Source organism: Variovorax raffinosi (assembly GCF_051216615.1).
GTDB lineage: Bacteria > Pseudomonadota > Gammaproteobacteria > Burkholderiales > Burkholderiaceae_C > Variovorax.
In genome coordinates, this window is record NZ_JBPJZR010000014.1 from 129,117 (window position 1) to 151,212 (window position 22,096).

Annotated in this window: 15 protein-coding genes; 4 read left to right on the top strand and 11 right to left on the bottom strand. The window is 67.5% G+C overall.

Features of this window, described 5'->3' with window-relative positions:
• Positions 1 to 34 precede the first annotated feature (34 nt).
• The 10 genes from ACSFB7_RS31475 to ACSFB7_RS31520 form a co-directional block, all read right to left on the bottom strand.
• The gene (locus tag ACSFB7_RS31475) at positions 35 to 1,270 is read right to left on the bottom strand and encodes a substrate-binding domain-containing protein (protein ID WP_435476267.1); all 1,236 of its coding nucleotides are present in this window, start codon (positions 1,268 to 1,270) and stop codon (positions 35 to 37) included.
• Between the two features lie 212 nt (positions 1,271 to 1,482).
• Positions 1,483 to 2,688 carry a type II secretion system inner membrane protein GspF gene (gspF, locus tag ACSFB7_RS31480; protein WP_435476268.1) on the bottom strand — a complete coding sequence of 402 codons (1,206 nt, stop codon included), beginning with the start codon at positions 2,686 to 2,688 and terminating at the stop codon, positions 1,483 to 1,485.
• Positions 2,689 to 2,702: 14 nt separating this feature from the next.
• Positions 2,703 to 4,148 carry a type II secretion system ATPase GspE gene (gspE, locus tag ACSFB7_RS31485; protein ID WP_435476269.1) on the bottom strand — a complete coding sequence of 482 codons (1,446 nt, stop codon included), beginning with the start codon at positions 4,146 to 4,148 and terminating at the stop codon, positions 2,703 to 2,705.
• The gene (gene gspD, locus ACSFB7_RS31490; protein WP_435476270.1) at positions 4,145 to 6,772 is read right to left on the bottom strand and encodes a type II secretion system secretin GspD; all 2,628 of its coding nucleotides are present in this window, start codon (positions 6,770 to 6,772) and stop codon (positions 4,145 to 4,147) included. Before gspD ends, gspE begins: the two co-directional genes overlap by 4 nt.
• 23 nt (positions 6,773 to 6,795) lie before the next feature.
• The gene (gene gspM, locus ACSFB7_RS31495) at positions 6,796 to 7,401 is read right to left on the bottom strand and encodes a type II secretion system protein GspM (protein WP_435476271.1); all 606 of its coding nucleotides are present in this window, start codon (positions 7,399 to 7,401) and stop codon (positions 6,796 to 6,798) included.
• On the bottom strand, positions 7,398 to 8,588 hold the full coding sequence (gspL, locus tag ACSFB7_RS31500) for a type II secretion system protein GspL (protein WP_435476272.1): 1,191 nt from the start codon (positions 8,586 to 8,588) through the stop codon (positions 7,398 to 7,400). The genes gspM and gspL overlap by 4 nt, the downstream gene beginning before the upstream one ends.
• Complete coding sequence (gspK, locus tag ACSFB7_RS31505; RefSeq protein ID WP_435476273.1) at positions 8,585 to 9,610, bottom strand: type II secretion system minor pseudopilin GspK; 1,026 nt, start codon at positions 9,608 to 9,610, stop codon at positions 8,585 to 8,587. Before gspK ends, gspL begins: the two co-directional genes overlap by 4 nt.
• Before the next feature lie 4 nt (positions 9,611 to 9,614).
• Positions 9,615 to 10,070, bottom strand: a complete 456-nt coding sequence (gene gspG / locus ACSFB7_RS31510) for a type II secretion system major pseudopilin GspG (RefSeq protein WP_435476274.1) — start codon at positions 10,068 to 10,070, stop codon at positions 9,615 to 9,617.
• A 236-nt stretch (positions 10,071 to 10,306) separates the two neighbouring features.
• Positions 10,307 to 11,119, bottom strand: coding sequence for a class I SAM-dependent methyltransferase (locus ACSFB7_RS31515; RefSeq protein WP_435476275.1), 813 nt, complete (start codon positions 11,117 to 11,119; stop codon positions 10,307 to 10,309).
• A 228-nt stretch (positions 11,120 to 11,347) separates the two neighbouring features.
• Positions 11,348 to 11,983, bottom strand: a complete 636-nt coding sequence (locus ACSFB7_RS31520; protein ID WP_435476276.1) for a hypothetical protein — start codon at positions 11,981 to 11,983, stop codon at positions 11,348 to 11,350.
• Between the two features lie 210 nt (positions 11,984 to 12,193).
• Between ACSFB7_RS31520 and ACSFB7_RS31525 the strand changes: the two genes are divergently transcribed.
• Together ACSFB7_RS31525 and ACSFB7_RS31530 are read left to right on the top strand one after the other, a co-directional pair.
• Entirely contained in the window at positions 12,194 to 14,890 is a 2,697-nt protein-coding gene (locus tag ACSFB7_RS31525) for a bifunctional acetate--CoA ligase family protein/GNAT family N-acetyltransferase (RefSeq protein WP_435476277.1), read from the top strand.
• Between the two features lie 122 nt (positions 14,891 to 15,012).
• Positions 15,013 to 15,471 carry a M48 family metalloprotease gene (locus tag ACSFB7_RS31530; RefSeq protein WP_435476278.1) on the top strand — a complete coding sequence of 153 codons (459 nt, stop codon included), beginning with the start codon at positions 15,013 to 15,015 and terminating at the stop codon, positions 15,469 to 15,471.
• A gap of 39 nt (positions 15,472 to 15,510) precedes the next feature.
• Here ACSFB7_RS31530 and ACSFB7_RS31535 read toward each other — a convergent pair whose 3' ends face one another.
• Positions 15,511 to 18,723: an amidohydrolase family protein gene (locus ACSFB7_RS31535; protein ID WP_435476279.1), complete on the bottom strand. Its 3,213-nt coding sequence runs from the start codon at positions 18,721 to 18,723 to the stop codon at positions 15,511 to 15,513.
• A 166-nt stretch (positions 18,724 to 18,889) separates the two neighbouring features.
• Between ACSFB7_RS31535 and ACSFB7_RS31540 the strand changes: the two genes are divergently transcribed.
• A complete protein-coding gene (locus ACSFB7_RS31540) occupies positions 18,890 to 19,900 on the top strand; it encodes an Lnb N-terminal periplasmic domain-containing protein (protein WP_435476280.1) in 1,011 nt (336 codons plus the stop codon).
• Positions 19,900 to 21,813: an esterase/lipase family protein gene (locus tag ACSFB7_RS31545; RefSeq protein WP_435476281.1), complete on the top strand. Its 1,914-nt coding sequence runs from the start codon at positions 19,900 to 19,902 to the stop codon at positions 21,811 to 21,813. Before ACSFB7_RS31540 ends, ACSFB7_RS31545 begins: the two co-directional genes overlap by 1 nt.
• Positions 21,814 to 22,096 lie beyond the last annotated feature (283 nt).

Genomic DNA, 22,096 nt, shown 5'->3' on the forward strand with positions numbered 1-22,096 from the left:
GTGCGCCAGGTTCAGGTCTTCGGCAACTCTTCGATCAGTTGCTCAGCGGGCGGCCAATGCCGTTGCAGACGTTGGTGTTGCCGATGGCCAGGCTGCTGCTCGACGTCAGGAAGGTGTTGACGAGAGCGGTCTTCCAGTCGTTCGTGCTGCCGGTGGTGGGCAGGTTGACGAAGTTGTGGGCCGTGATCTGGCTGTCATAGGTCGTGCCGAACAAGCCCGTCAGCAAAGCGACGATCCGGCCTTGCACCACGGAGTCCTTGTAGCACTGGTTCACCAGCAGGTTGGTGGTGCCGAAGATCGGGTACTTGGAAGTCCCGTTGGTCACCGGGGGCTTCGAGTACGCGGGAACCCAGGCCAGCGGATCCGAGGCGGCAGAAGCGCCACCGACCGGCAGCGGCTGTGCAGCAAGCGCGCTCTGGATCGAGGCGGCATCCGGCAGGCTGCCATTGATCGTGGCGACGATCGCGGCGCTGCCGCCGGTGTAGCCCGGTTCGGGGCTCAGGTAGCCGAGGCGGCCATCGGAGCCCGTGGCGCCCATGGCGCCCGAAACACCGCTGCTGCCCGAAACGGCAACCCAGTGGGCGGGCGGGGCAACAGCGGTCGTGCTCGTCGCGCCCGGCAGTGCATTGCCGACCACGGTCGCGAAGCTGTTCGACACCTTGAAGCCGGAGGTGGGGCAAGCGGCCACGAGGTAGCGGCTCAGCAGTTCGGTGGTGCCGCTGGTGTCGCTGCGATAGACGACCTTGACGGTCGTGGTGTCGACCACGCCACGCACTTGGCCCCAGGTCTGGCCGCCCGTCTTGTTCGAGTAGATGGCGCACATCTTCGCGTCCGTCAGCGGCAGGGTGGTGACGGCAGCGCGCTTGTAGGGAATCAGCACGGCGGTGGCCACGGCGGGCACCTGGATCAGCGGGCCCCAGGCAGCCTTGTGGGCGTTGTTGTAGTTGGTCAGCTCGGTCGAGGTCAGCGCGGAATCGCTACCGGCGAAATGCACCGATTGCGCGGCCGACCATGCGGGTGCCGGGTCTTGCGACTCGTCCTTGAAGGCGGTTGCGCTGTTGTTGAGGAAAGCCGACTTGCCAGCGCCGCTGCCCGTGCCGGTGTAGCTGAAGTCCGTGAGGCCCACGCCGCTCGGCAGGATCTCGTCATACAGGATCTCGGGCAGGGTTGCGCCACCGCCGACAGCCGTTTGCGCCGACACGGCACCAGCAGCCATCAAACCCGCCATCATCACGGCCGACAGGGCGACCGTCTTGAACTTTGCATTCATGGAAACTCCTTTGAATGGACCAAAAGAAATGAGCTACCAAGGACAGGCGTTGTTTGTGTGGTTCGCCTGCCCTTTCGCTTCCTGCGTCGCCCCTCTGGCGACGCCTTTGATCTTGCTTTTGGGAGGTGACAGCAGCCCGAAAAAAGCTCGGGAACAACGCGTTGAAAGTTCCCGAACTCATCGCGTTTTTTTCGCGCGATGCTCCCGAAGATTCAATGCACCATCTGGTTGATTTCCATGATCGGCATGAGCACGGCGAGCACGATCAGCATGACCACGCCGCCCATCGCAAGGATCATCACGGGCTCCAGCAAGGTGGTCAGGCGCATCGCGCGGCGCTCCAGGTCACGGGAGAGGTTGAGCGCGGCACGCTCGAACATGGCCGCGAGCGCACCCGTCTTCTCGCCGCTGGCCACCAGGTGCACGAGGTTCGACGGAAAAATCTTTTGTGCTTTCAGTGCCGCCGCGAGCGGCGTGCCCTCTTTCACGCGGCCGGTGGCTTCGAGCACGCAGCGCTTGAGCCATTCGTTCACCAGCGTCTGCCGCGCGGCTTCGAGTGCGCGCAGCAGCGGCACGCCGGCATCCATGAGGATCGACAGCGTGGACGCGAAGCGCGCGGTGTCCACACCCAGCGCATAGCGCCCCACCATCGGCATGCGCAATATCAAACCGTGCCAGCGCAATCGCCGCCCCGCGTCGCGCAGCGACGTGCGTGCCAGTACCCATGCGCCCACGATCAGACCGGCAGTGAGCCAGCCCCATTCGCGCACGAAGGCGCTCGCGGCCAGCATGAAGCGCGTGATGGCCGGCAGCTCCTGCCTTGCCTGCGCGAACGCGCCGATGACCTGCGGCACCACGTACCCCAGCAGGAACACGACGATGCACAGCGACACGAAGCCGACGATGGCCGGATAGATGAAAGCCGTGAGCACCTTGCCGCGCAGGTTGTCGCGGTTCTCCAGGTAGTCGGCCAGACGCTCCATCACGCGCGCGAGGTCGCCCGAGTCTTCGCCCGCGCTCACGAGTGCGCGATAGATCTGCGGAAAGTCGCGCGGCCGCTCACCCAGCGCATCGGCCAGCCGCATGCCGGCGCGCACGCTGTCGCACACGGCACTCAATGAATCGGCCACGTGCTTGCGCTCGGCCTGTTCGATGGTCGCGACCAATGCGGCTTCGAGCGGCAGGCGCGCGCCCAGCAGGCTCGACAGTTCGCGCGTGGCCCAGCACAGGTCGGCCGCGCCGAGCTTGGGGCTGAGCCATGCGAGCGCACCGCCGCTTGCGGCCTTCTCGCGAATGTCGAGCGGCGTGAGGCCGCGCTCGCGCAGTTGCGCACGCACCGAACGCGCGGACTCGCCCTCGGTGGTGCCGCGCTGGATCTCGCCACCGGCAGTGGCGGCCTCGAACTCGAAACGTGCCATGTCGTGCAGCCTCCTCAGGCGTCGCGCGTCACGCGCAGGATCTCCTCGGCGGTGGTGATGCCGTCGCGCACCCAGCGCTGCCCGTCTTCGCGCATGGAGCGCATGCCGTGCCGCACCGCCGCGGCGCGCATGGCCTGTTCGTCGCCGCCCTCATGGATCAGGCGCCGGATGTCTTCATGCACCACGAACAATTCGTGGATGCCGGTGCGCCCCTTGAAGCCCGAATGGCCGCAGGCCGGGCAGCCCACCGGCACATAAGCCACGCTGCCGTCGGGCTTCGTCTGCTGCACCTTGCATGCGGGGCACAGGCAGCGCACCAGCCGCTGCGCGAGCACGCCGAGCAGCGAAGAAGACAGCAGGAAGGGCTCGATGCCCATGTCGCTCATGCGCGTGACGGCGGACACCGCATCGTTGGTGTGCAGCGAGGCCAGCACACCGTGCCCGGTGAGCGAGGACTGCACCGCGATCTGCGCTGTCTCCAGGTCACGGATCTCGCCGATCATGATGTTGTCCGGGTCTTGCCGCAGCGCGGCGCGCAGGGCCGCGCCGAAGGTCATGCCGATCTTGCTGTGCACGGGAATCTGGCCGATGCCCGGCAGGTCGTATTCGACCGGATCTTCGACGGTGAGGATGTTGCTGGTGCTCAGGTCGAGCTGCCCCAGCGCCGCATACAGCGTGGTGGTCTTGCCGCTGCCGGTGGGGCCGGTCACGAGCACGATGCCGTGCGGCTGGCGCACCAGCCGCGTGAGTTCGGCCAGCGTGTCGGGCGCCATGCCCAGCCTCTCCAGCTTCAGGCGGCCGGCATCTTTTTCTAGCAGGCGCAGCACGGCGCGTTCGCCGTGCGCGGTCGGCACTGTGGACACGCGCACGTCGATCGGACGGCCGCCCACGCGCAGCGTGATGCGCCCGTCCTGCGGCAGGCGTTTTTCTGCAATGTCGAGCTGCGACATGATCTTGATGCGCGAGATCAGCGCCGCATGCAGCGCCTTGCGCGGCGCCACGACGTCGCGCAGCGTGCCGTCGACGCGGTAGCGCACCACCGAGTGGGTCTCGAAGGATTCGAGGTGCACGTCGCTGGCACCGTCGCGCGCGGCCTGGGCCAGCAGCGCGTTGATCATGCGGATGACGGGTGCGTCGTCCTGCGCGTCGAGCAGGTCGGTGACGGCGGGAATGTCCTGCATCAGGCGGTCGAGGTCGACCTGCTGCTCCACCGCGCCGACCACCGAGGCGGCGTCGTCGGCATCGGCATAGCTGTTGCCCAGCAGCGCGTCCATCTCCTGCGGGCTGACCTGGCGCAGCGGCAGTTCGCCCAGCAGCAGGCGGGCCTCGACGATGGCCCAGCCGGGCGTGCGTTGGCACACCAGGAGTGTCGGCGCACCGTCGTCGTCGTGCTGCACGATGAGTCGTTGGCTGCGCGCCCAAGCATGCGGCAGCGTGGCGGCCTGCAGCACAGCGCTCATGGCATCACCACCATCTCCGGCCGGTAGCCGAGTTCGCGCAGCACGGTGATGGCGTTGTCCACCGACTGCTGATCGCGCGGAACGTCCGCGCGCACCGCGTTGCCCTCTCCGCCCGGCCCGCCCACGATGTAGGCGCCGATGCCGCTGATGCGCACCCGCTTGACGATGCGCACCGCGTCCTGTTCGTCCTTGGCGTCGGCGATCTGCACCACGGCGAGCTTGTCGTTGGCGCCGCCATAGAGCGCGGCGGGGTCCGAATCGACTGTCACGCCCCTGGGCAACTGCGAGCGCGTCACCGGTGGCGGCGGGGCCGCTTCCGCCGGCATCTGCCGCGTCTGGCTGGCCGAGGCGGTGGGCGGCGGTGGTTGCTCGCGCGTGCGCTCCCAGTTCTGCGGGCGCAGGTCGACCTCGGGTGTGCGGCCTGCCGTGGGCACGTCCGGCGGGGGCAACGCAGGCCCGCCGAGATCGGGCAGCAGGCCGTGGGGCATCGGCTTCGAGCGTCCCTGCCGCGCGCGCATGAAGTTGTAGCGGTCGAGCGTGAGGTTGCGGCTCGCGTTGGCATCGCGAATGACGTAGGGCCGCAGGAAGACCATCAGGTTGGTCTTCACGCGCTGGCGCTTGTCGTAGCGAAACAGGTTGCCCACCACCGGCAGCGAGCCCAGGCCCGGCACGGCATCAGTGCCGTTGGTGACGTTGTCCTCCATCAGCCCGCCGAGCACCATGATCTGGCCGTCGTCGACCAGGATGCTGGTGTCAAGCGCCCGCTTGTTGGTGACGATGCCGCTGGCCGCGCTCGATGCCTGGTCGTCGATGCTCGACACCTCCTGGTAGATGTCGAGCTTGACCGTGCCGCCTTCGGAAATCTGCGGCCTGATGTTCAGCTTGAGGCCGATGTCCTCGCGCTGGATCGTCTGGAAAGGGTTGGTGCTGCTGTTGCCGTTGGTGATGTACTGCCCGCTCACGAAAGGCACGGTCTTGCCCACCATGATCGAGGCCGCCTCGTTGTCCAGCGTGAGGATGTTGGGCGTCGACAGGATGTTGGCGCCGCCCTTGGTCTGCAGCGCGCGCGCCAGCAGCTTGAGATTGAGGATCTCGCCCACGCCCGGCAGGTTGACGGTGCCGTCGACCACGCCGATGTTCAGGCCGCGCGGCATGGCCTCGATGGTGTTGCGCGCGTTCGGGTTGAGCATGGCACCGCCGAAGTTCGCGCCGCCGATCACGCGGCCGTTGCCCCCGCCGGCCATCCACTGGATGCCGAGTTCGGAGGCGTCGGTCTCGGTCACCTCGACGATCAGGCTTTCGACCAGCACCTGCGCGCGCCGCTGGTCGAGCGTGTCGATCACGCGGCGCAGGCTGCGGTACATCGGTTCGGGCGCCGCGATGATGAGCGTGTTGGTGGTGGCGTCGGCCTGCACGGTGACGCCACCAGCCGAGAAAGCGGTGCCGCCGCTGCCACCGCTTGCAGCGCCAGACTGCGTGCCCGTGCCACCCGCGCCCCCGACGCCACGCAGGCCACCGCTTGTCGAGTTGCTGCTGCTGCCGCCGCTGCCTGTCGTGCTGCCCGTGCCGCTCGTGCTCCGGTTCGCCGAACTGCTGCTTGCCGAGCCATTGCCCGCGCCGTTCGCGCCCCCTGCCCCGCTCAGCATGCCGCCCGCGCCCAGCGCCGCGCGCACCGAACCGCTGCCGGTGGTGGCCGGGTCCGGCGACTCGCCCGTGAGCAGCCCGCGCAGCACGCCCGACAGGTGCACCGCTTGTGCATTGCGCAGGTACACCACGTGCAGGTTGCCCGGATCGCTCTGCGCGTTCTCCAGCTTGGCGACCAGCTCACGCGCCAGCGAGGTCCGCCCCGGGCTGCTGGAGCGGATCACGATGCTGTTGGAGCGCGGATCGGCCAGCACCACGATGTCGCGCTTGCCCTTGTCGCCGCTGCCTTCCAGCAGTTCGGTGGCGAGCCCGGCGATGTCCACCGCCACGCCGTTCTTCAGCTTGATGACTTCGGAGTCCAGCGAGGTCGGCGTGTCGATGCTCTCGATGATGCGGGCCAGCCGTTCGAGGTTGTCGATGTAGTCGGTCACCACCAGCGTGTTGTTGGCCTGGTAGGCGGTGATGGTGTTCTCCGCCGCGATCAGCGGCTTGAGCACCGGCACCATCGCTTCGGCGTTCTCGTAGTTCAGCCGGAAGGTGCGCGTGGCCAGCCCGCCGCCGGGGTTGCGCGTGTTGACCGAGCCGCCCTGCATCTTGGCGTCGGCCACGGGCACGACGCGGCTGACCTCGCCCACATCGACGATCGCAAAGCCGCGCATGCGCAGCGCCGACGTCAGCATGCCGTAGGCCGTGGCCGCGGGCACCTCGCCTTCGGAGACGAGGGTGATCTGCCCCTTCACGCGCGGATCGAACAGGAAGTTGCGGCCCAGGAAACGGGCCAGCGCCGAGACCACGGAGGTGATGTCCGCATCGACGAAGTTCAGCACGACCTTGTCGTCGCGGCCGCTGCGGGCGGGTTGTGGCGCAGGCGTGCGTTCCACGGCACGGGTGGCCGGTGCAGGTGCGCCGGTTGTCGCGCCGGTCGCACCCGGCGGCAAGGCGGCCAGCCCGATGCAACAGGCCACGGTCCATCGGCGCATCGCTGCGCCTTTCTTCTCTCGTATCACGGGCCATCCTTGTAGAGTGCGGTGGACTGAAGCTCCACCACGCCGCGCACATACCCTTGCGGGCCGGCGGCAGGGTCTGCGGCGGCGCTGTCCGTGCGGTCGAGCACAGCGCCGGTGAGTTCGATGTCGGTGCGGGCAGACACGGCCAGCAACCAGGGGAAAAGCTTTGCGGCGGCGACGGGCTTGGCGAACCCGATCCGCCATGCCTTCGCGGGTGGCGCCTTGCCGGTGGTCGGCGGCGCATCGGTCACCAGCACATCGATGCGGTACAGGCCTTGCAGGCCCGCGCGGTCCAGCCCCGCCTGCGGCGATTCGCTGGCGCCAACGACAGGTTGCGCAGTGGGCACATCCGACAGCACCTGATCGAGTTCGGCGGATTGCGCACGCAGCCTCGGCAGGTCGTGTTGCCAGCGCGTGACGTTGTCGAGCGCCGGCTTCGCGAAAGCCAGCCACAGCACGGCGAGCGTCATCAGGAGGGCCGCGCCGCCGACCGCCAGACGGTCGCGCGAAGACAACGCCTGCCAACGGGCCGAGCCTTCCCTCATCCATTGCCGTGCGGGGGCCAGTCGATGAAGCATCGGGCGCAAGCGGTCGAGGATCACGGCGCGCCTTTCTTGACGGCCGCGCCGTCAGCGGCCGGCGCACCGCTTGCCACGGTCACGCGCATGCCCTGTGCATCGCTTTGAACGGTCAGCCCTTGTTCGGTGGCTTTCGCCTGCAGGGCGTGCCATGCCTCGGCACTTGGTGCCGCACCTTCGCGCCAGCGAACACGCAACTCGCCCGCCGCATAGCGCAGCCCTTGCACCTGTCCGGGCGCGGCCTGCGCCAGCAAGCCCGTGGCCGCGCGCATGAGCCCCGGGGCATCGCCGGTGGCAGACGGCACCACGCCGGCCGCGAGCGCTTCTTTCTGCTGCCTGGCCTGCTTCACCGGATCGACGACCACCGGCACATCCGGAAAGGCCGCCTTCACGCGCGCCGCCATCTGGCGCTTCAGCGTCTGCCCTTGCGATGCGAGCTGGTTCGCGTAGACATTCAACCCGGTCAGCCACACGGCGATGACGACGACGCCCCAGCCCACCGCCGGCCCGACCAGCGCCGCGCCGACGCCGCTGCCCGCCGCATCGCCCGCCGACAGCGCCCAGCGCCAGCCGTCGCCCGACCAGCCTTCGGCCGGATCGCCATCACCCACCCACTGCACGGCCGGGAGCGGCGCGTCGCCGTCGGCCTGCGCCGCCATCAGGCCCGCAGTGCGGTCCGTGCCTTCGGGCAGCCACTGCGTGAAGCCGTGGCCCGGCCCGGTGCGGACCACGAGCCAGCGGTCGATCTGGCTCGCGACCCAGCCCTGCGCCGGGCACGGCAGGAAGGCCGCGGGAAGCTGCAGCTCGCGCACCGCCAGCCCGTGTTTTCTCAGCAGCGCGAGCCAGCCGTTCATTGCTTGGCGCGCGATCCATGCGGCGGGCACCACACCGTCGGCCCCGCGCGGGCCAAAGCCGGTCATGAGCTTGTCCAGCGGTTGCAGCGCGCAAGGCTCGATGGCGCCCTGCACCGCCGCCTGCAGGCGCCGGCCCGACAGCGGCGGCAGCGTGAACGCGGCCATCGGCACATCGCCGGGATGCAGGGCCACTTCCAGCCGCCTCGCGCTGAAGTCTGAGGCGATGGACGACAGCGCCCGCACGCCGCCATCGCGCCAGCGCCCGTCGGGCTGGCGGTAGCCGCATCGCACGGCGACATCGGGCGCATCGCCACCGGTCCACGGCGGCAGCATCAGGCGCAACAGGTCGACCTTCACACGCCCTCCCGCAGCCACACCACGCGCGGCAACGAACGCTTGTCGTCATGCAGCAAGGCCGTCAGCACGAACTTCGTGCGCACGGTGTCGAGCACGCTCGCCACGCGAAACCAGTTGCTGGTGATGCCCATGCGCAGCTCGGTGAAGTCCTGCTCCGGCATGCGCAGGCGCTGGGTGAAATCGCCACGGTTGATGAACCACTGGCCCTTGTCGCGCGCCGCCAGCAAGGCGCGGGCACGCTCCAGCGAAAGCCCCGGCACGCCCGAGGCCACGACCTCCGCGCTCGCGGTGTTCGAGTTGATCCAGGTGCGCTCGGGCAGCACGGTCACGAAGGGCAACAGCCTTGCGAGCACGCTGGCGTCCACGCCGGGCACGGCCAGCAGGTCTTCCAAGGCGCGCAGCCGGGGCGCCTGTGGGGTGCGCGGCAGTTCCGCCGGCAGGCCGAGGCTTTCGGAGACCTTGGCTGCCTGCGCGCGAACGGTGTCCGGCACATTGCCGGCCGATTGCACATCCGCATCGCCCAGGCTCACGACCACGCGCCGCATGATCGACTGCGCCTGCGGCGCGGGCACGCCCAGCAGCGCGCACAGCCGCGTGAACACCTCGGCCTCCGCAGGATCGATGCGCCCCCGGTCCACCAGGTTGCGCAGGTTGAACTTGCCCTGCTCGTCCGTGATCTCGCTGACCAGCCGCCCGCCATCCGCGGCCACCTGCCCCGAGCCCTGGCGCGAGAAAGACTGGTTCCACAGCCCGTCGAGCCGCGTGGTCGGCTCGCGCACCGCCTCGGCACGCAGCGTGCGCTGTGCCTGGCTGACTTCGCCGCGCAACAGCCACCGGGCCTGCGCGCGGAACTGCTCGCCCTGCGTGGTTCGGATGAAGGCCGACTGCCGCCCCAGCAGGCTGGCCGCCAGCACCGCGATCACCGCGACGATCAGCAACGCGCTCACCACCGCCATGCCGCGCTCGCGTTCTGGCGCAGACGGGCACCCGCCCGCCTTCACGCCCCCCGGTTCGTGGGGCATGGCGCTACCAGGAGCCGATGTCGGCGTTGGCTTTCTCGCCGCCGGGCTCGCCATCGGCGCCCAGCGAAAACACGTCGATCTCGCCGTGGGTGCCCGGGTTCAGGTATTGGTAGGCGTTGCCCCAGGGGTCGGCGGGCAGGCGCTCCAGGTAAGTGCGCCAGTTGGCCGGCGGCTTGCCGGCCGTGGGTTTTTCGACCAGCGCGCGCAGGCCCTGCGTGCTGCTGGGGTAGCCGCCGTTATCCAGGCGATAGAGCTTCAGCGCCTGCATGATCGCGGCCACGTCCTGCTTGGCGGCGGTGGCGCGGGCCTGGTCGGGCCGGTCCATCAGGCTGGGCACGATGAGCGCGGCCAGCACCCCGATGATGACCAGCACCACCATCAGCTCGATGAGGGTAAAGCCGCGCTGGAGCGGGGAGACGGAGCGCCGACCTGCGCGACAACGGGTTGAACGTGCGGCCATCTTCCACTCCCGGAACAAAGGACATCAAGGGCTTTCACGCGGTCGATCCTCGCAGCGCAGCATGTCAGTCCGATTGAAAATCCTCGGGAGTTCGCGGCCGACGGTCGTCGACGGAGCAGGCGGACGCGGTGCGGGCCGCGTTCTGATTCGCACAGGCAAAGGCGCACCGCGCCTCGGATGACCGCGCTTGTCGCAAACGCCAGTCGGGCTTGCAACAGCCTTGCGCCGGGGTTCCGCTATCCCGCCGCCACGATCACATGCGCCTGAATCTTGCCGGCCACCGGGCCTTCGCCACTGCGGCTGGCAATTGCCTCCGTCGCGCGGTCGGTGGCGAGCTGGAGCAAGCTGGCGTCGCGCGCCTCGATTTCGTTGCGCAGAGGCGTTCCCTGGCAATAGGCAGTGGCGACGTCGCGTGCCGAGGGCGCGCGGCTCGTCTTCTCGCGCGTTTCGATCTCGATGTTGGCGAACCCTGCGCGACTCAAATCCTCGCGGATCAGCGCGATATCGTGATAGCCGTGCGGCGTGCGGGCGAGGAATCGCGGAGGGTCGTGCGGAAACACCGCGGCGACGGCGTTGGTGACGTCGTCGGCAAAGGCGTTCTCTTCGATGCGATCCCAGACATTGAAGACAAAGCGCCCGCCTGGCCTCAGCACGCGACGCGCCTCGGCGTAACCGGCGACCCGGTTGGGGAAAAACATCGCGCCGAACTGGCAGCAGACGACGTCGAACGAGGCAGCGTCGAACGGCAGGGCCAGCGCGTCCGCCTGTCGCCATTCGATGCGGCTGTCGGACGCCTGCCGGGTGACGGCATAGTCGAGCATGGCCTGGTTGAGGTCGGTCACCACGTAGCGTGCGTCGGCGCCGAGTTTGGGCGCAAGCGCCCGCGTGACCGCGCCGCTGCCGGCCGCCGTTTCAAGCACCGAGCTGGGCGAGAAGGCAGCAACAAGCTCCGCCAGGTCGGTGGCGTAGGCCTCGAAGATCAGGGGGACCATCAGCGTGTCGTAGAACTTCGGGATCGAGCCCGCGAACACCTTGTCGCTTGCAGTCATGAGATCTCCTTGAAAGCTCTGAACGGCGCCCTTGACCACCCATTCCAGAGAGGGCCAGGCCTCTCCAGTGAGTCTGCCGCCGAGTGGGGCATTCGCGACGATGCACCATGGTGGCCCTGCATGCAGCCCTCGTCAACGTCGTTCTGTGGTCTTCTCCATCATGCTTGCCGGTTGCTTTATTCGTCCGCAAACGGACGCTCACCGGCCGGGTGGAAAAAACCGGCGCTTCTATGGCCGTGGCGCGCGAAAAACCCCATCAATCACCGTCTTGAATTGCCCATCCGTCGGTGGCTGATAAAGGATGGGGCTGTCGAAATCCGAGAGCGCGCCAACAAGCGCGGCCCCGATCCCCGCTCCCACGCCGGCATGCAGAGGAGACATCGTCGGTGGAGCGCTTTGGATGGCGATGGCCGTCGCCGCATCGATGCTGCCGTCGCGAGCAGGACTCCCCTGTGTCGCCAGCGCCCTCCTCTGCGACAGAGCATCGGCCAGGTTTTTTGTCCTGATCTCCTGATAGCCGTAGTAGAAGTAGATGCGCGGCGACTTCGATGAATCCGTGGGCAGCCACACACCGCCCCTCAAAAGCGCCAGGTCCGAGCCGAGCATCCACCACACCGAATGCAGATCGCCGAGATAGAACTGACCGGCTGCGTTCTCCTTCTCGAGGCGATATGTCCCCTGCAAAAGATGAACCTCGGTCTCCTTTCCAAAGGCTCCCGGGAACTTGTACGAGGCGTCGGCTTCAAGGTTGACGATGCGCGGCGATGTCGCCTTTTGAAGGCTGGAAACTTCAGGCGGGGCCGCACACCCGAGCCCCAGGGAGCAGATGACGCAGGCCAGCAAGATTCTCAGAATCCCCAGCATCAAAAATCCTTCCTTGTCTTCGTTTCTGTCGCTGCGTGACGCAAGTGAGCACGGCCCGCGAGATTCTATGGGTGGGCCGGAGCCCATAGCCTGCCTGGGTGCGGTCGTCGGCGGACTTCTGCTCCCGGCCTCAGCCGACGGAACCGATGCCCGCTGTGCGGCACACGAAAACCCGTTTGGATTCATCCCCCGATCAAGGCAGACTAAGGCATGGACAAGCATTTCCTGACCCCGCTTTTCGCCCCGGCCTCCATCGTCGCCTTCGTCGGCCACACCGATGACCCGGGCGGCCACGCCCCGGCGGGACGCACGCTGCGCGAGGCCTTTCGCGCCGACCGCTTCGACGGCACGCTGCGCTTTCTCGATGTGCGCACGAAGGGCACGCTGGAAGAGCTGTCGCAAACCCATGCCGACCTTGCACTGATCGCCCTCGCCCCGCGCGACGTGGCCGCCGCGCTGGAGATCGCCGGGCGCATCGGCTGCAGCGCCGCCGTCGTCATATCGAGCGGCATCAGCGCCGAGCAGGCCGACCAGTGGCGCAAGATCGCGCGCCGCGAAGGGGTGCACCTGCTGGGGCCGAACTCGCTGGGCTTCCAGCGTCCGCTGCTGCATCTGAACGCCAGCGTTGCGGGGCCGCTGGCCAAGGCCGGGCCGCTCGCGCTGGTGTCGCAATCGGGCGCCCTCACCGCGTCGATGCTCGACTGGGCGCGGCACAACGGCGTCGGTTTTTCCAGCGTGGTGTCGCTCGGCCCGCACACCTCGGTCGACATTCCGCAGGTGCTGGACTTCCTGGCCAACGACCAGGCCACGCACAGCATCATCGTGTACCTTGAAGGCATCGCCGACGCGCGCCGCTTCATGAGCGCACTGCGCTCGGCCTCGCATGCCAAGCCGGTGGTGGTGCTCAAGGCCGGCCGCAAGCCCGCCGGCAACGAAGCCGCGCAGACGCACAGCGCCGCCATCGTGGGCAGCGACGACGTGTTCGATGCCGCGCTGCGCCGCGCGGGTGCCGTGCGGGTGCGCTCCTTCGTCGAGCTGTTCTCGGCCGCCAAGTGCCTGGCCTCGCGCTACCGCCCGGTCGGCAAGCGGTTGGCCGTGGTCACCAACGGCGGCGGACCCGGTGTGCTGGCGGCCGACTGGATCAACGAGATCGGCCTCGACCTGGGCAAGCTGTCAGCCCCCGCGCAGCGGCTGCTGCAACCGACGCTGCCACCGCTCGCCTCGCTGGCCGACCTGATCGACCTGTCGGAAGATGCGACACCCGCGCACTACCGCGCCGCCATCGATGCCGCCTCGGCCGACAGCCAGGTCGACGGCGTGCTCGCCATCTTCTCGCCCAAGGCCGGCGCCGATGCAGCCGCCACCGCCAAGGCGCTGGCCGACATTCCGCGGCCGATGAACAAGCCGCTGCTGTCCTGCTGGATGGGTGATTCGTCGGTCGGCAAGGCGCGCACCGTGCTGGCCGATGCGACGATTCCGAGCTTTCGCACGCCCGAGGCGGCGGTCGGCGCCTTCGGCAACATCGCGGCCTTCTATCAGAACCAGCAACTGCTGCAGCAGACGCCGCCGCCGCTGTCGGAGATGGGCAAGCCCGACATCGAAGGCGCGCGCCTTTTGATCGAAAGCGTGCTGGCCGAGCGCCGCCGCGTGCTGACGGAGATGGAATCGAAGTCGCTGCTGTCGTCCTTCCATATTCCGATCACGCGCACGCTGCTCGCGCGCAGCGCCAACGAAGCCATGATGATCGCCACGCAACTGGGTTTTCCGGTGGCGCTCAAGATCGATTCGCCCGACATCCCGCACAAGTCCGACGTCGAGGGCGTGACGCTCAACGTGCTGAACGGCACCAGCGCGCGCGACACCTACGTCGAGATGATGGAACGCGTGGCGCGCCTGGCGCCCGAGGCGCGCATCAACGGCGTGACCGTGCAGAAGATGGTGCGTGCGCGGCGCGGCCGCGAAATCTACGTGGGCATGGTCACCGACCAGCCCTTCGGCCCCGTCATCGTGTTCGGCGCGGGCGGCACCATGATCGAGCTGCTGAACGACCGCGCGATGGAGTTGCCGCCGCTCAACCAGTTCCTGGCGCGGCGGCTCATCGAACGCTCGCGCGTGGCCGAGACATTGGGCGAATGGCGCGGTGCGAGCGCCGTCGACATGGAGGCGCTCGAACACGTGCTGCTGCGCGTCTCGGAAATGGTGTGCGAGCTGCCCGAGCTGCGCGAGATGGACATCAACCCCATCATCGTGGACGAGTCGGGCGCGATCTCTGTCGATGCACGCATCGTGGTCGACAGCAGCACGCAGGCGGTGGCAGCAGGCCATGTAGGCAACGGCTACCAGCACCTGGCGATCATGCCGTACCCCGCGCGCTACCGGCGCGAATGGCCGCTGCCGGGTGGCGGCATCTACATCGTGCGGCCGGTGCATCCGAACGACGCGCAGATGCTGCAGGCGCTGGTGCAGGGCCTGTCGCCCGAAAGCCGGTGGTTCCGTTTCGTCTCGCGCTTCCACGAGCTGCCGCCGTCGATGCTCTCGCGCTTCACGCTGATCGACTACGACCGCGAGATGGCGCTGGTGGCTGTAGTAGTCGATCGCAACGTCACGCCCGACGGCACCGTGCTCGACACCGAACGCATCGTGGGCGTGTCGCGCTACATCACCAACCCCGACCAGACCAGTTGCGAGTTCTCGCTGGTGGTGGCCGACGAGTTCAGCGGCAAGGGCATCGGCTCGCGCCTGATGGAAAGCATCATCGACGTGGCGCGCGACAAGGGCCTGGCCGAAATCGACGGGCTGGTGCTGGCCAACAACCCTGACATGCTGAAGCTGGTGCGCCGGCTGGGGTTCAGCGTCAAGCCTTTCCCGGAAGATCCGGACTTCAAGCTTGTGACGTACATGCTGTAGCCCGGATTCTTCGCATTGAAAACCCCCGGGGCATCCCCTGAACAAGGGATGCGGATTGCCTCCAACCCGCTAATGTGTCGCTGCGAGGAGTCGAAGGATTTCATTAAAAAGCGGAGAAGCACATGAATGCCTGGACAGGAAAGATCGGCCAGCAGCTGCTGCGCCTGACATGGGGAGGTCTGTTCGCAGCCTGGGGCAGCATGGCATCGGCCCAGATGCTCCAGGTGCCCGAGATTCCGGACAGCACCATCAACGACATAGCGGTCACGACCTACGTCAACGGGCAGATCGTCATCGTCTGGAACCCCGTTCGCTGCAATCAGTTGGGCTTGCTGGTGTGCCGCTTCTTTCGGGCCCATGAGTACGGCCATGTGGCGCTCGGCCACCTGATCACCGGCACCTTCCCCCAGCATGCCGAGTTCCAGGCCGACTGCTATGCGGCAGCCAACGCCCCACTGCCCGAAGTAAAGGCCGCTTACGCCTACTTCTACAACACGGGCTACAACGGCAACTGGTCCCATGGCAATGGCTTCGACAGGGCCGCCCGGGTCAAGCTCTGCGCGCAGAACCGGGTGGGCTGATGGCAGGCCGGACGGGCCGGACAGGTCCGGCCCGTGTGCTCAGTCCGCGTGGTTCATGTCCGCGCACTCATGGGGATCGGCGCGGCACATCTTCTCGTAGGCCACCACGGCCTTCTTCCGTTCGCTCAAGGCCAGCGGCGTGCGGAACGGCGCGAGGATTTCCGCGAGCGACAGGCTCACGCCGTTCTTCACCACGTACTCGACGGCGGCGGCGGCCTTCAGGTCCTGCAGCGGATTGCCGCGCACCACCACCAGGTCGGCCAGCTTGCCGACCTCGACCGTGCCCAGGTCCTTGTCGACCCGGCTCATCTTCGCGGCATTGATCGTCACGTCCTGCAGCGCCTGGAAGTTCGAGGCCGCCATGCCGGCCGCGCGCAGGTTGGTCTGCAGCGCGATGCCGGGCGCGACCAGCGGCGTGTCGGTGCCGATGGCCATCAGGCCGCCTGCACGCTGCACCTTGGCCGATTGCTCGGCGTCCTTGCGCGCGCCCTGCAGGATGGCATCGGTGGGCACCGCCGTGCCGGTGAGGCCGGTCAGGAAGTTCGGCGGAATCAGCAGGTTGAAGCGGTCGTCGGTGGTCATCGCCGTGTCTTGCCCCACCAGCGCGAGCGACGAGAACAGCGTGTCGACCAGATGGAAGTCGGCCTTCGCGTGCAGGTCATACGCATCCTGATAAGTGAAGCCGCCGACCGACTTCGACCAGCCGTAGCCCATGCGCTGCGTGGCTGACAGGTGCGTGGTGCCGGCAATGCCCGCCGCCGCGCCCGGTGCGAGCATGTGCGTGCCGGTGGGCACACCCATGTCGAGCCCGGCCTGCGCGATCTTCGTCATGATCGGGATCGGTGCACGCACATAGGACTTCAGGTAGTCCACGCCCATGGCCTTCGCCTTGGCGATTTCCAGGTCGGCCACCTCGGGCGTGCGCAGGGTTCGCGCGAAGCTGTAGAAGAGCCGGTTGCCCTCCCACAGCGGCGGCGAGACGAACAAGCGCGGCCCGACGAGGTTGCCCGAGTCCAGTGCCTCGCGCATCTCGATGCTCTGGTGCAGCGGACCCGCGACCGATTGCGTCGACGTGATCCCGTAGGCCAGCATCGACGCCGCCACCTGCCCGAACTGCCCGCCCTGATAAAGCGTGAGCGGATGGAAGTGCGGGTCCCACAGGCCCGGCATGACGGTGAGCGCCGAAGCGTCGATGAACTTGGCAGCCGTCTTGGCCGACGACGGATCGTGCGGCCGGATCGCGGTGATGCGGTTGCCATCGATCACGATGTCCACGTCGGTGCGCAGGCTCTCGCTGTTGCCGTCCCAGAGGCGGCCGGCATGCACGATGGTCGTGCCCTTCGACACGGCCTGCGTCCACGAAAGGCTGAGCGGCACTTCGGTCGCGCTCGATCCGTCAGCGGCAATGGTCTTGAGCTTGTCGGTGGCCTTGTAGAGGATCGTGCGCGAATCGCCGGCCCATGAAGGCAGGTCGGCCGCTTCCTTGGTGATGGCCACGGGCGCACCGGCCGGTGAGCCATCGGGCTTCAGCGGCATCACATGCAGCACCGAGTCCATGATGAAGGCGACCTTGCTGCCGTCCGGCGACACGGTGGCGGCGCCCTCCTCGCGGTCCGATATCTGGCGCGGCACCTCGGCGACCGGATAGAAGGTGCCGGTCTTGGCCCCAACGTCGATCACACGCAGCTTGTTGTAGCCCTCGCGGAAGCGGTTGTTCATGCGCTCGTTGTCGACCAGCACCACCTTCTTGCCATCGGGCAGCCACGACGGCGTGCTCACCTGCGAGCTGACTTGCGCAATGACGGTCTGCGCCGTGCGCGAACCCACGTCCCACACTTCGAGCTGGCCCGAGCCGGTGGTGTAGGCGATGCGATCCCCCGTGGGCGACATCTTCGGCGTGACCATCGACCTGGCGCGGATCGCCGCCAGCCGCGTGCGCTTCTTCGTCGCGATCTCGACCTGGTCGATGGCCAGCGCGCCCGCGTTGTCCTTCTCGGTCGAGAAGTAGACCGACAGCCCATCGGGCGTGAACTGCGGGCTGCCGTCGCGAGCGATGTCGTTGGTCAGGCGCACGGGCGTCTGGCCGATCTTCATGACCCAGACGTCGTTCAGCGCTACGAAGGCCACGCTCTGCCCGTCGGGCGAGATCACCGGGCCGCTGATGCCGCGCACCGGCTGTGGGCCCATCACGTTGAAGCCTCGGTCCTTCACCTTGGTGATGGCGGGGCGGCGCACCGTCAGCATTGCGCTGAAGGGCACGTCGGCCGGCTCGGTGCCGGTGGCGCTGCGAATCCTGATCTTGCCGTCGGCCGTGTACATGAAGCGGCCGTCCGCCATGTAGCGGACCGGGAACGGGAAGAAGTCTTCACCCGGTGCCACGTCCTTGCCGGCGACCGTCAGGGCCTTGCGGTCGTTCTGGAACACGAGGCTTGCCCCGTCAGGTGTCCACGCGGGCATGGTGCCGGCGCCGATGAGCTTCGGCACCTCACTGCTGCCGATGGTCTTTGTGAAGACGCGCGCTGTATCCACGAAGGCGATCTGCTTGCCGTCGGGCGACACGACCGGGTTGCTTTCCGCGCCGGGGCCGGTGGTCAGGGCCACGTAGGTGGGCTCGTTCAGCGATACGCGCCAGACCTTGTACTGGCCGTCGTTGCTGCGGTCCGATGCGAACACAAGGCCGTTGCCGTCAGGCGTCCATGTCGGCTCGCGATCGTCAAAGGGGCCGGTCGTCACGCGGCGCAGGTCCGCACCGTTGGGCCGCACCACCCAGATGTGATAGTTGCCTTCCGCGTCGTAGTTCTGGAACGCGATCACGCTGCCGTTGGGCGACCACACGGGCGCAGTAGGCTCCATGTCCCAGCTCGTGATGCGCGTGGCGGTACCGCCGGAAAAGGGAATGGTCCACAGCGCCCCCATGGCGGTGAACGCGATGCGCTTGCCATCGGGCGACGGCGTGGCCGCCATGTTCGTGCCCTCGTGGAACTCGACCGACATGTCCTTGGTCGAGCCCTGCAGGGTGTTCACGCTCACCACCGGCACGGCCGGCGGCGTGATGCCCGAGAGATCGACATACGGAATCCGGCCGCCGCCGTCGCCACCGCATCCCGCGACGAACAGCGACGCTGCAGCCACGGCAACGAATGTCGCCCTGCGGGTTCTGCCGAGCCGATTCGGAAGGGGGTTCGATTGAAGTACCTGGCGGTACGAAACCGACGGACGTGCGAGTGCCGCCGCATGCTTGCGCATGTTCATGAGCTTGTCTCCTGTTGTCTTTTTTCTATTCGCAACTTCGCTTGCGAACGCGCGACACGCGACATAACAGTTGCAACGTGCCGGCCCACTTTGGTTGCGCTTTCTGACAGTCCGCTTACCTGTTACGGATGGAGATAATTGCGGCACTCACTTTTTGAAGCTCCGAATGTTCCTGCGCTTTTGCGGCCGCCTCTCGGCATCGTTCCTTGTGTTGCTGTCCGCACTGTGGGCCTGCCTTGCGCTCTGGTATCAGTTGCCGGTGCCGCAAGCCGTGAAAATCGCAGCAGCCGTGCTGTGGGCCGGCTTCGGCCTTGCCGCCATCGCGCTGCTGTGGCGCGGCAGGGCTGCGCGCGCCCTGCTCTCCTACGCCGTGGGCTTCGCGATGCTGATGGCGTGGTGGGGCACCATCCTGCCTTCGCAGAACCGCGTATGGGCCGACGACGTCGCGCGCCAACTGAGCGCGCATGTGGACGGCAGCGTGGTCACCCTGCAGAACGTGCGCAACTTCGACTGGCGCAGCGACACCGACTACACCCAGCGCTGGGAAACGCGCCGCTACGACCTCGACCGCATCCGCTCGATCGACGTGGCCCTTTCCCACTGGTCCGGCCCCGCCATCGCGCACACGCTGGTGTCCTTCGGCTTCGACGACGGCCAGTTCGTCACCTTCTCCATCGAGATCCGCAAGGAGCGCGGCGAGAGCTTCTCGTCCATCGGCGGCTTCTTCAAGCAGTTCGAGCTGAGCCTCGTCGCGGCCGACGACCACGACATTCTTCGCGTGCGCACCAACGTGCGCGGCGAAGACATCTACATGTACCGCGTGAGCCTGCCGCAGCCTGAAATGCGTTCGCTGTTCCTGGCCTACGTCGACGAGGCCGCTGCGCTGGTGCGCGCGCCGAGCTTCTACAACACGCTCACCGCCAACTGCACCACCATCGTCTATGCGCTGGCCAAGCGCATCGTGCCGGGCCTGCCGATGGACTGGCGGCTGCTGGCCTCGGGCTACCTGCCGGGCTACCTCTACGACATGGGCGCCCTGCCGGCGGGCTACAGCCTGGAAGCGCTGCACGCGCAAGGCCGCATCACCGACCGTGCCATCGCCGCCGACAAGACCCCGGGCGCCAACTTCTCGCAAGCCATCCGGCAAGGCCTTCCGGGCACCGGGGCCACGCCGTGATGCGTGCGCGCCGCCTCTCGCTGCCCGCATTGCTGCTGTGCCCCGCCCTGCTGCTGGCAGGTTGTGCAGGCGTGCAGGTCGGCTCGATCTCGCCGTCCGAATACCTTGCGCAGCGCCGTGGCGACGTGCTCACCACCGGCCGCCTGAGCACCTCGGCGCAAGAAGTGCTGCGCGTGATCGGCTCCGACGCCGACCTGTGCAGCAAGGACGGCCGGGCCTGCCGGCGAGCGTTGGTCGACTCGCCGGGCATCACCGACGAGCAGCGGCTGTCGGCGCTGTCGGAAGTCTGGCTGCAGGTTGCGCTGACGGAAGAAAAAACCGGCGCGGCCACCAAGACGCCCGCCGCCGCCGCCATCGACGCATGGCTGGAATCCGCCCGCTACGCCTACGCCTACCTCTTCTTCACCGCGCGCAATCCGCGCGACCGCGCCTTCGAAGACCGGCAGACGCAGGTGCGCGACTACTACAACTACGCGGTGCAGCAGGCCATCACCGGCCTGTTCAGCCGCTACCAGAAGAACAACCCGTCCGGGCCCGATGGATCGCAACCAGCCATTCCGCAAGTGGGCGACTGGCACATCGACAGCGACCTGTCGGCGCTGCAATTGCCCACCGGCGCGATGCTGCCGCGCGAGCTGATTCCGGCCGCGTCCCTCACCTTCTCGGGCCTGCGCAACATCTACCGGCGCGACGGCTTCGGTGCCGAACTGGTGGCCGTGACCGACGAGCGACCGCACCAGGACAAGGTGCCCTACCGCGAAACGCCATTCCCCGCGCTCACCGCCGTGTTGAAGTTCGACGGCGCCGACCTCGCGCAAGTGCTGGCCACGCGTTCGCTGCAGATCGTGGCCTTCGACCCCTACAAGACGTCGACGGTGAAACTGGCCGGGCAAGACATTCCGCTGGCAGCCAATTTCACCTCGGGCTACGGCCTGTGGCTCGCGCGTTCCGACTTCGCGCTGCAGGCCCTGCGCAGCCTGTTCGGCAGCGCCGACGGACTCACGCAGCCGCGCATCTACCTGATGCAGCCCTACGACCCGAACCGCCGCACGATCATCATGCTGCACGGCCTGGCCAGCAGCCCCGAAGCCTGGATCAACGTGGCCAACGAAGTGCTGGGCGACGAGACCCTGCGCCGCCGCTACCAGATCTGGCAGGTCTACTACCCCACCAACGCGCCGCTGCCGATCAACAACCTCGCCATCCGCGAGGCCGTCACGCAGACGCTGGCGCACTTCGACCCCACGGGCCAGGCCGAAGCCTCGCGCAACATCACGCTGATCGGCCACAGCATGGGCGGCGTGCTGTCACGGCTGATGGTGTCGTCGTCGGAAGACAAGCTCTGGGACGCGCTGCTGGAGAGCTATCCGATGCAGGGCGCGCAGCAGCTGCGCATTGAAAAGCGGCTCGCGCCTTATCTGCGCTTCGAGCCCTTGCCGCAGGTGAGCGATGCGATCTTCATCGCATCGCCGCATCGCGGCACCGACTTCGCCAACAACCGGATCTCGCGCTGGGTGGCCAACCTCATCACGCTGCCGGTGACGATGCTCGGGCAGCTCAGCGACATCTCGCGCGAACTGATCCGCATCGCGCCCGGCAAACAAGACCTGGGGCCGCTGCGCATTCCCAACAGCATCGACAACCTGAGCGACCGCGATCCCTTCGTGCGCCTGTCATCGGGCCTGCCGATGAACCCGCGCGTGCGCTTCCACTCGATCATCGGCAACGACACGCCGGGCGTGCCGCTGGCCGAGTCGAGCGACGGCATCGTGCCGTATGCGAGCGCGCATCTTGATGGCGCGGCATCGGAGCTGGTGATTCCGTCGCAGCACAGCGTGCAGGAGAACCCGCTGGCGATTCTGGAGATTCGGCGGATTCTGAGAGAGCAGTTGCGCACAGCGCCCGCGCGCTGATTCTTTGCGACTCATCGCGCGCGACAGTCTTTCGCCATGCGATCCGGCCCGCGAGCAGCGGCGCCCTGCATCGTTCTCATCGCTGATACCCCTGCACAGGCCCGGTCGCCTCCGCGGCCGTTGCGCTTTGCGCTGCAAAACACCCCGTGCAGCACCCCGAGGGTTTGCCTCAGTCTCGAAAACTTCACCAGTCTTAAAAAAGATACTAAGATCAGAACCTGAACAAACCCCAGGCGCGGACTTCATCGCGCACAGCTTGGAGACCACGACGTGGAAGCAAGAG

Bases quoted from the DNA above. Each gene is read 5' to 3' on its own strand.
- ACSFB7_RS31475 (WP_435476267.1), bottom strand. From the start codon at position 1,270: ATGAATGCAAAGTTCAAGACGGTCGCCCTGTCGGCCGTGATGATGGCG.
- gspF (WP_435476268.1), bottom strand. From the start codon at position 2,688: ATGGCACGTTTCGAGTTCGAGGCCGCCACTGCCGGTGGCGAGATCCAG.
- gspE (WP_435476269.1), bottom strand. From the start codon at position 4,148: ATGAGCGCTGTGCTGCAGGCCGCCACGCTGCCGCATGCTTGGGCGCGC.
- gspD (WP_435476270.1), bottom strand. From the start codon at position 6,772: ATGCGCCGATGGACCGTGGCCTGTTGCATCGGGCTGGCCGCCTTGCCG.
- gspK (WP_435476273.1), bottom strand. From the start codon at position 9,610: ATGCCCCACGAACCGGGGGGCGTGAAGGCGGGCGGGTGCCCGTCTGCG.
- gspG (WP_435476274.1), bottom strand. From the start codon at position 10,070: ATGGCCGCACGTTCAACCCGTTGTCGCGCAGGTCGGCGCTCCGTCTCC.
- ACSFB7_RS31515 (WP_435476275.1), bottom strand. From the start codon at position 11,119: ATGACTGCAAGCGACAAGGTGTTCGCGGGCTCGATCCCGAAGTTCTAC.
- ACSFB7_RS31520 (WP_435476276.1), bottom strand. From the start codon at position 11,983: ATGCTGGGGATTCTGAGAATCTTGCTGGCCTGCGTCATCTGCTCCCTG.
- ACSFB7_RS31525 (WP_435476277.1), top strand. From the start codon at position 12,194: ATGGACAAGCATTTCCTGACCCCGCTTTTCGCCCCGGCCTCCATCGTC.
- ACSFB7_RS31530 (WP_435476278.1), top strand. From the start codon at position 15,013: ATGAATGCCTGGACAGGAAAGATCGGCCAGCAGCTGCTGCGCCTGACA.
- ACSFB7_RS31535 (WP_435476279.1), bottom strand. From the start codon at position 18,723: ATGAACATGCGCAAGCATGCGGCGGCACTCGCACGTCCGTCGGTTTCG.
- ACSFB7_RS31540 (WP_435476280.1), top strand. From the start codon at position 18,890: ATGTTCCTGCGCTTTTGCGGCCGCCTCTCGGCATCGTTCCTTGTGTTG.
- ACSFB7_RS31545 (WP_435476281.1), top strand. From the start codon at position 19,900: ATGCGTGCGCGCCGCCTCTCGCTGCCCGCATTGCTGCTGTGCCCCGCC.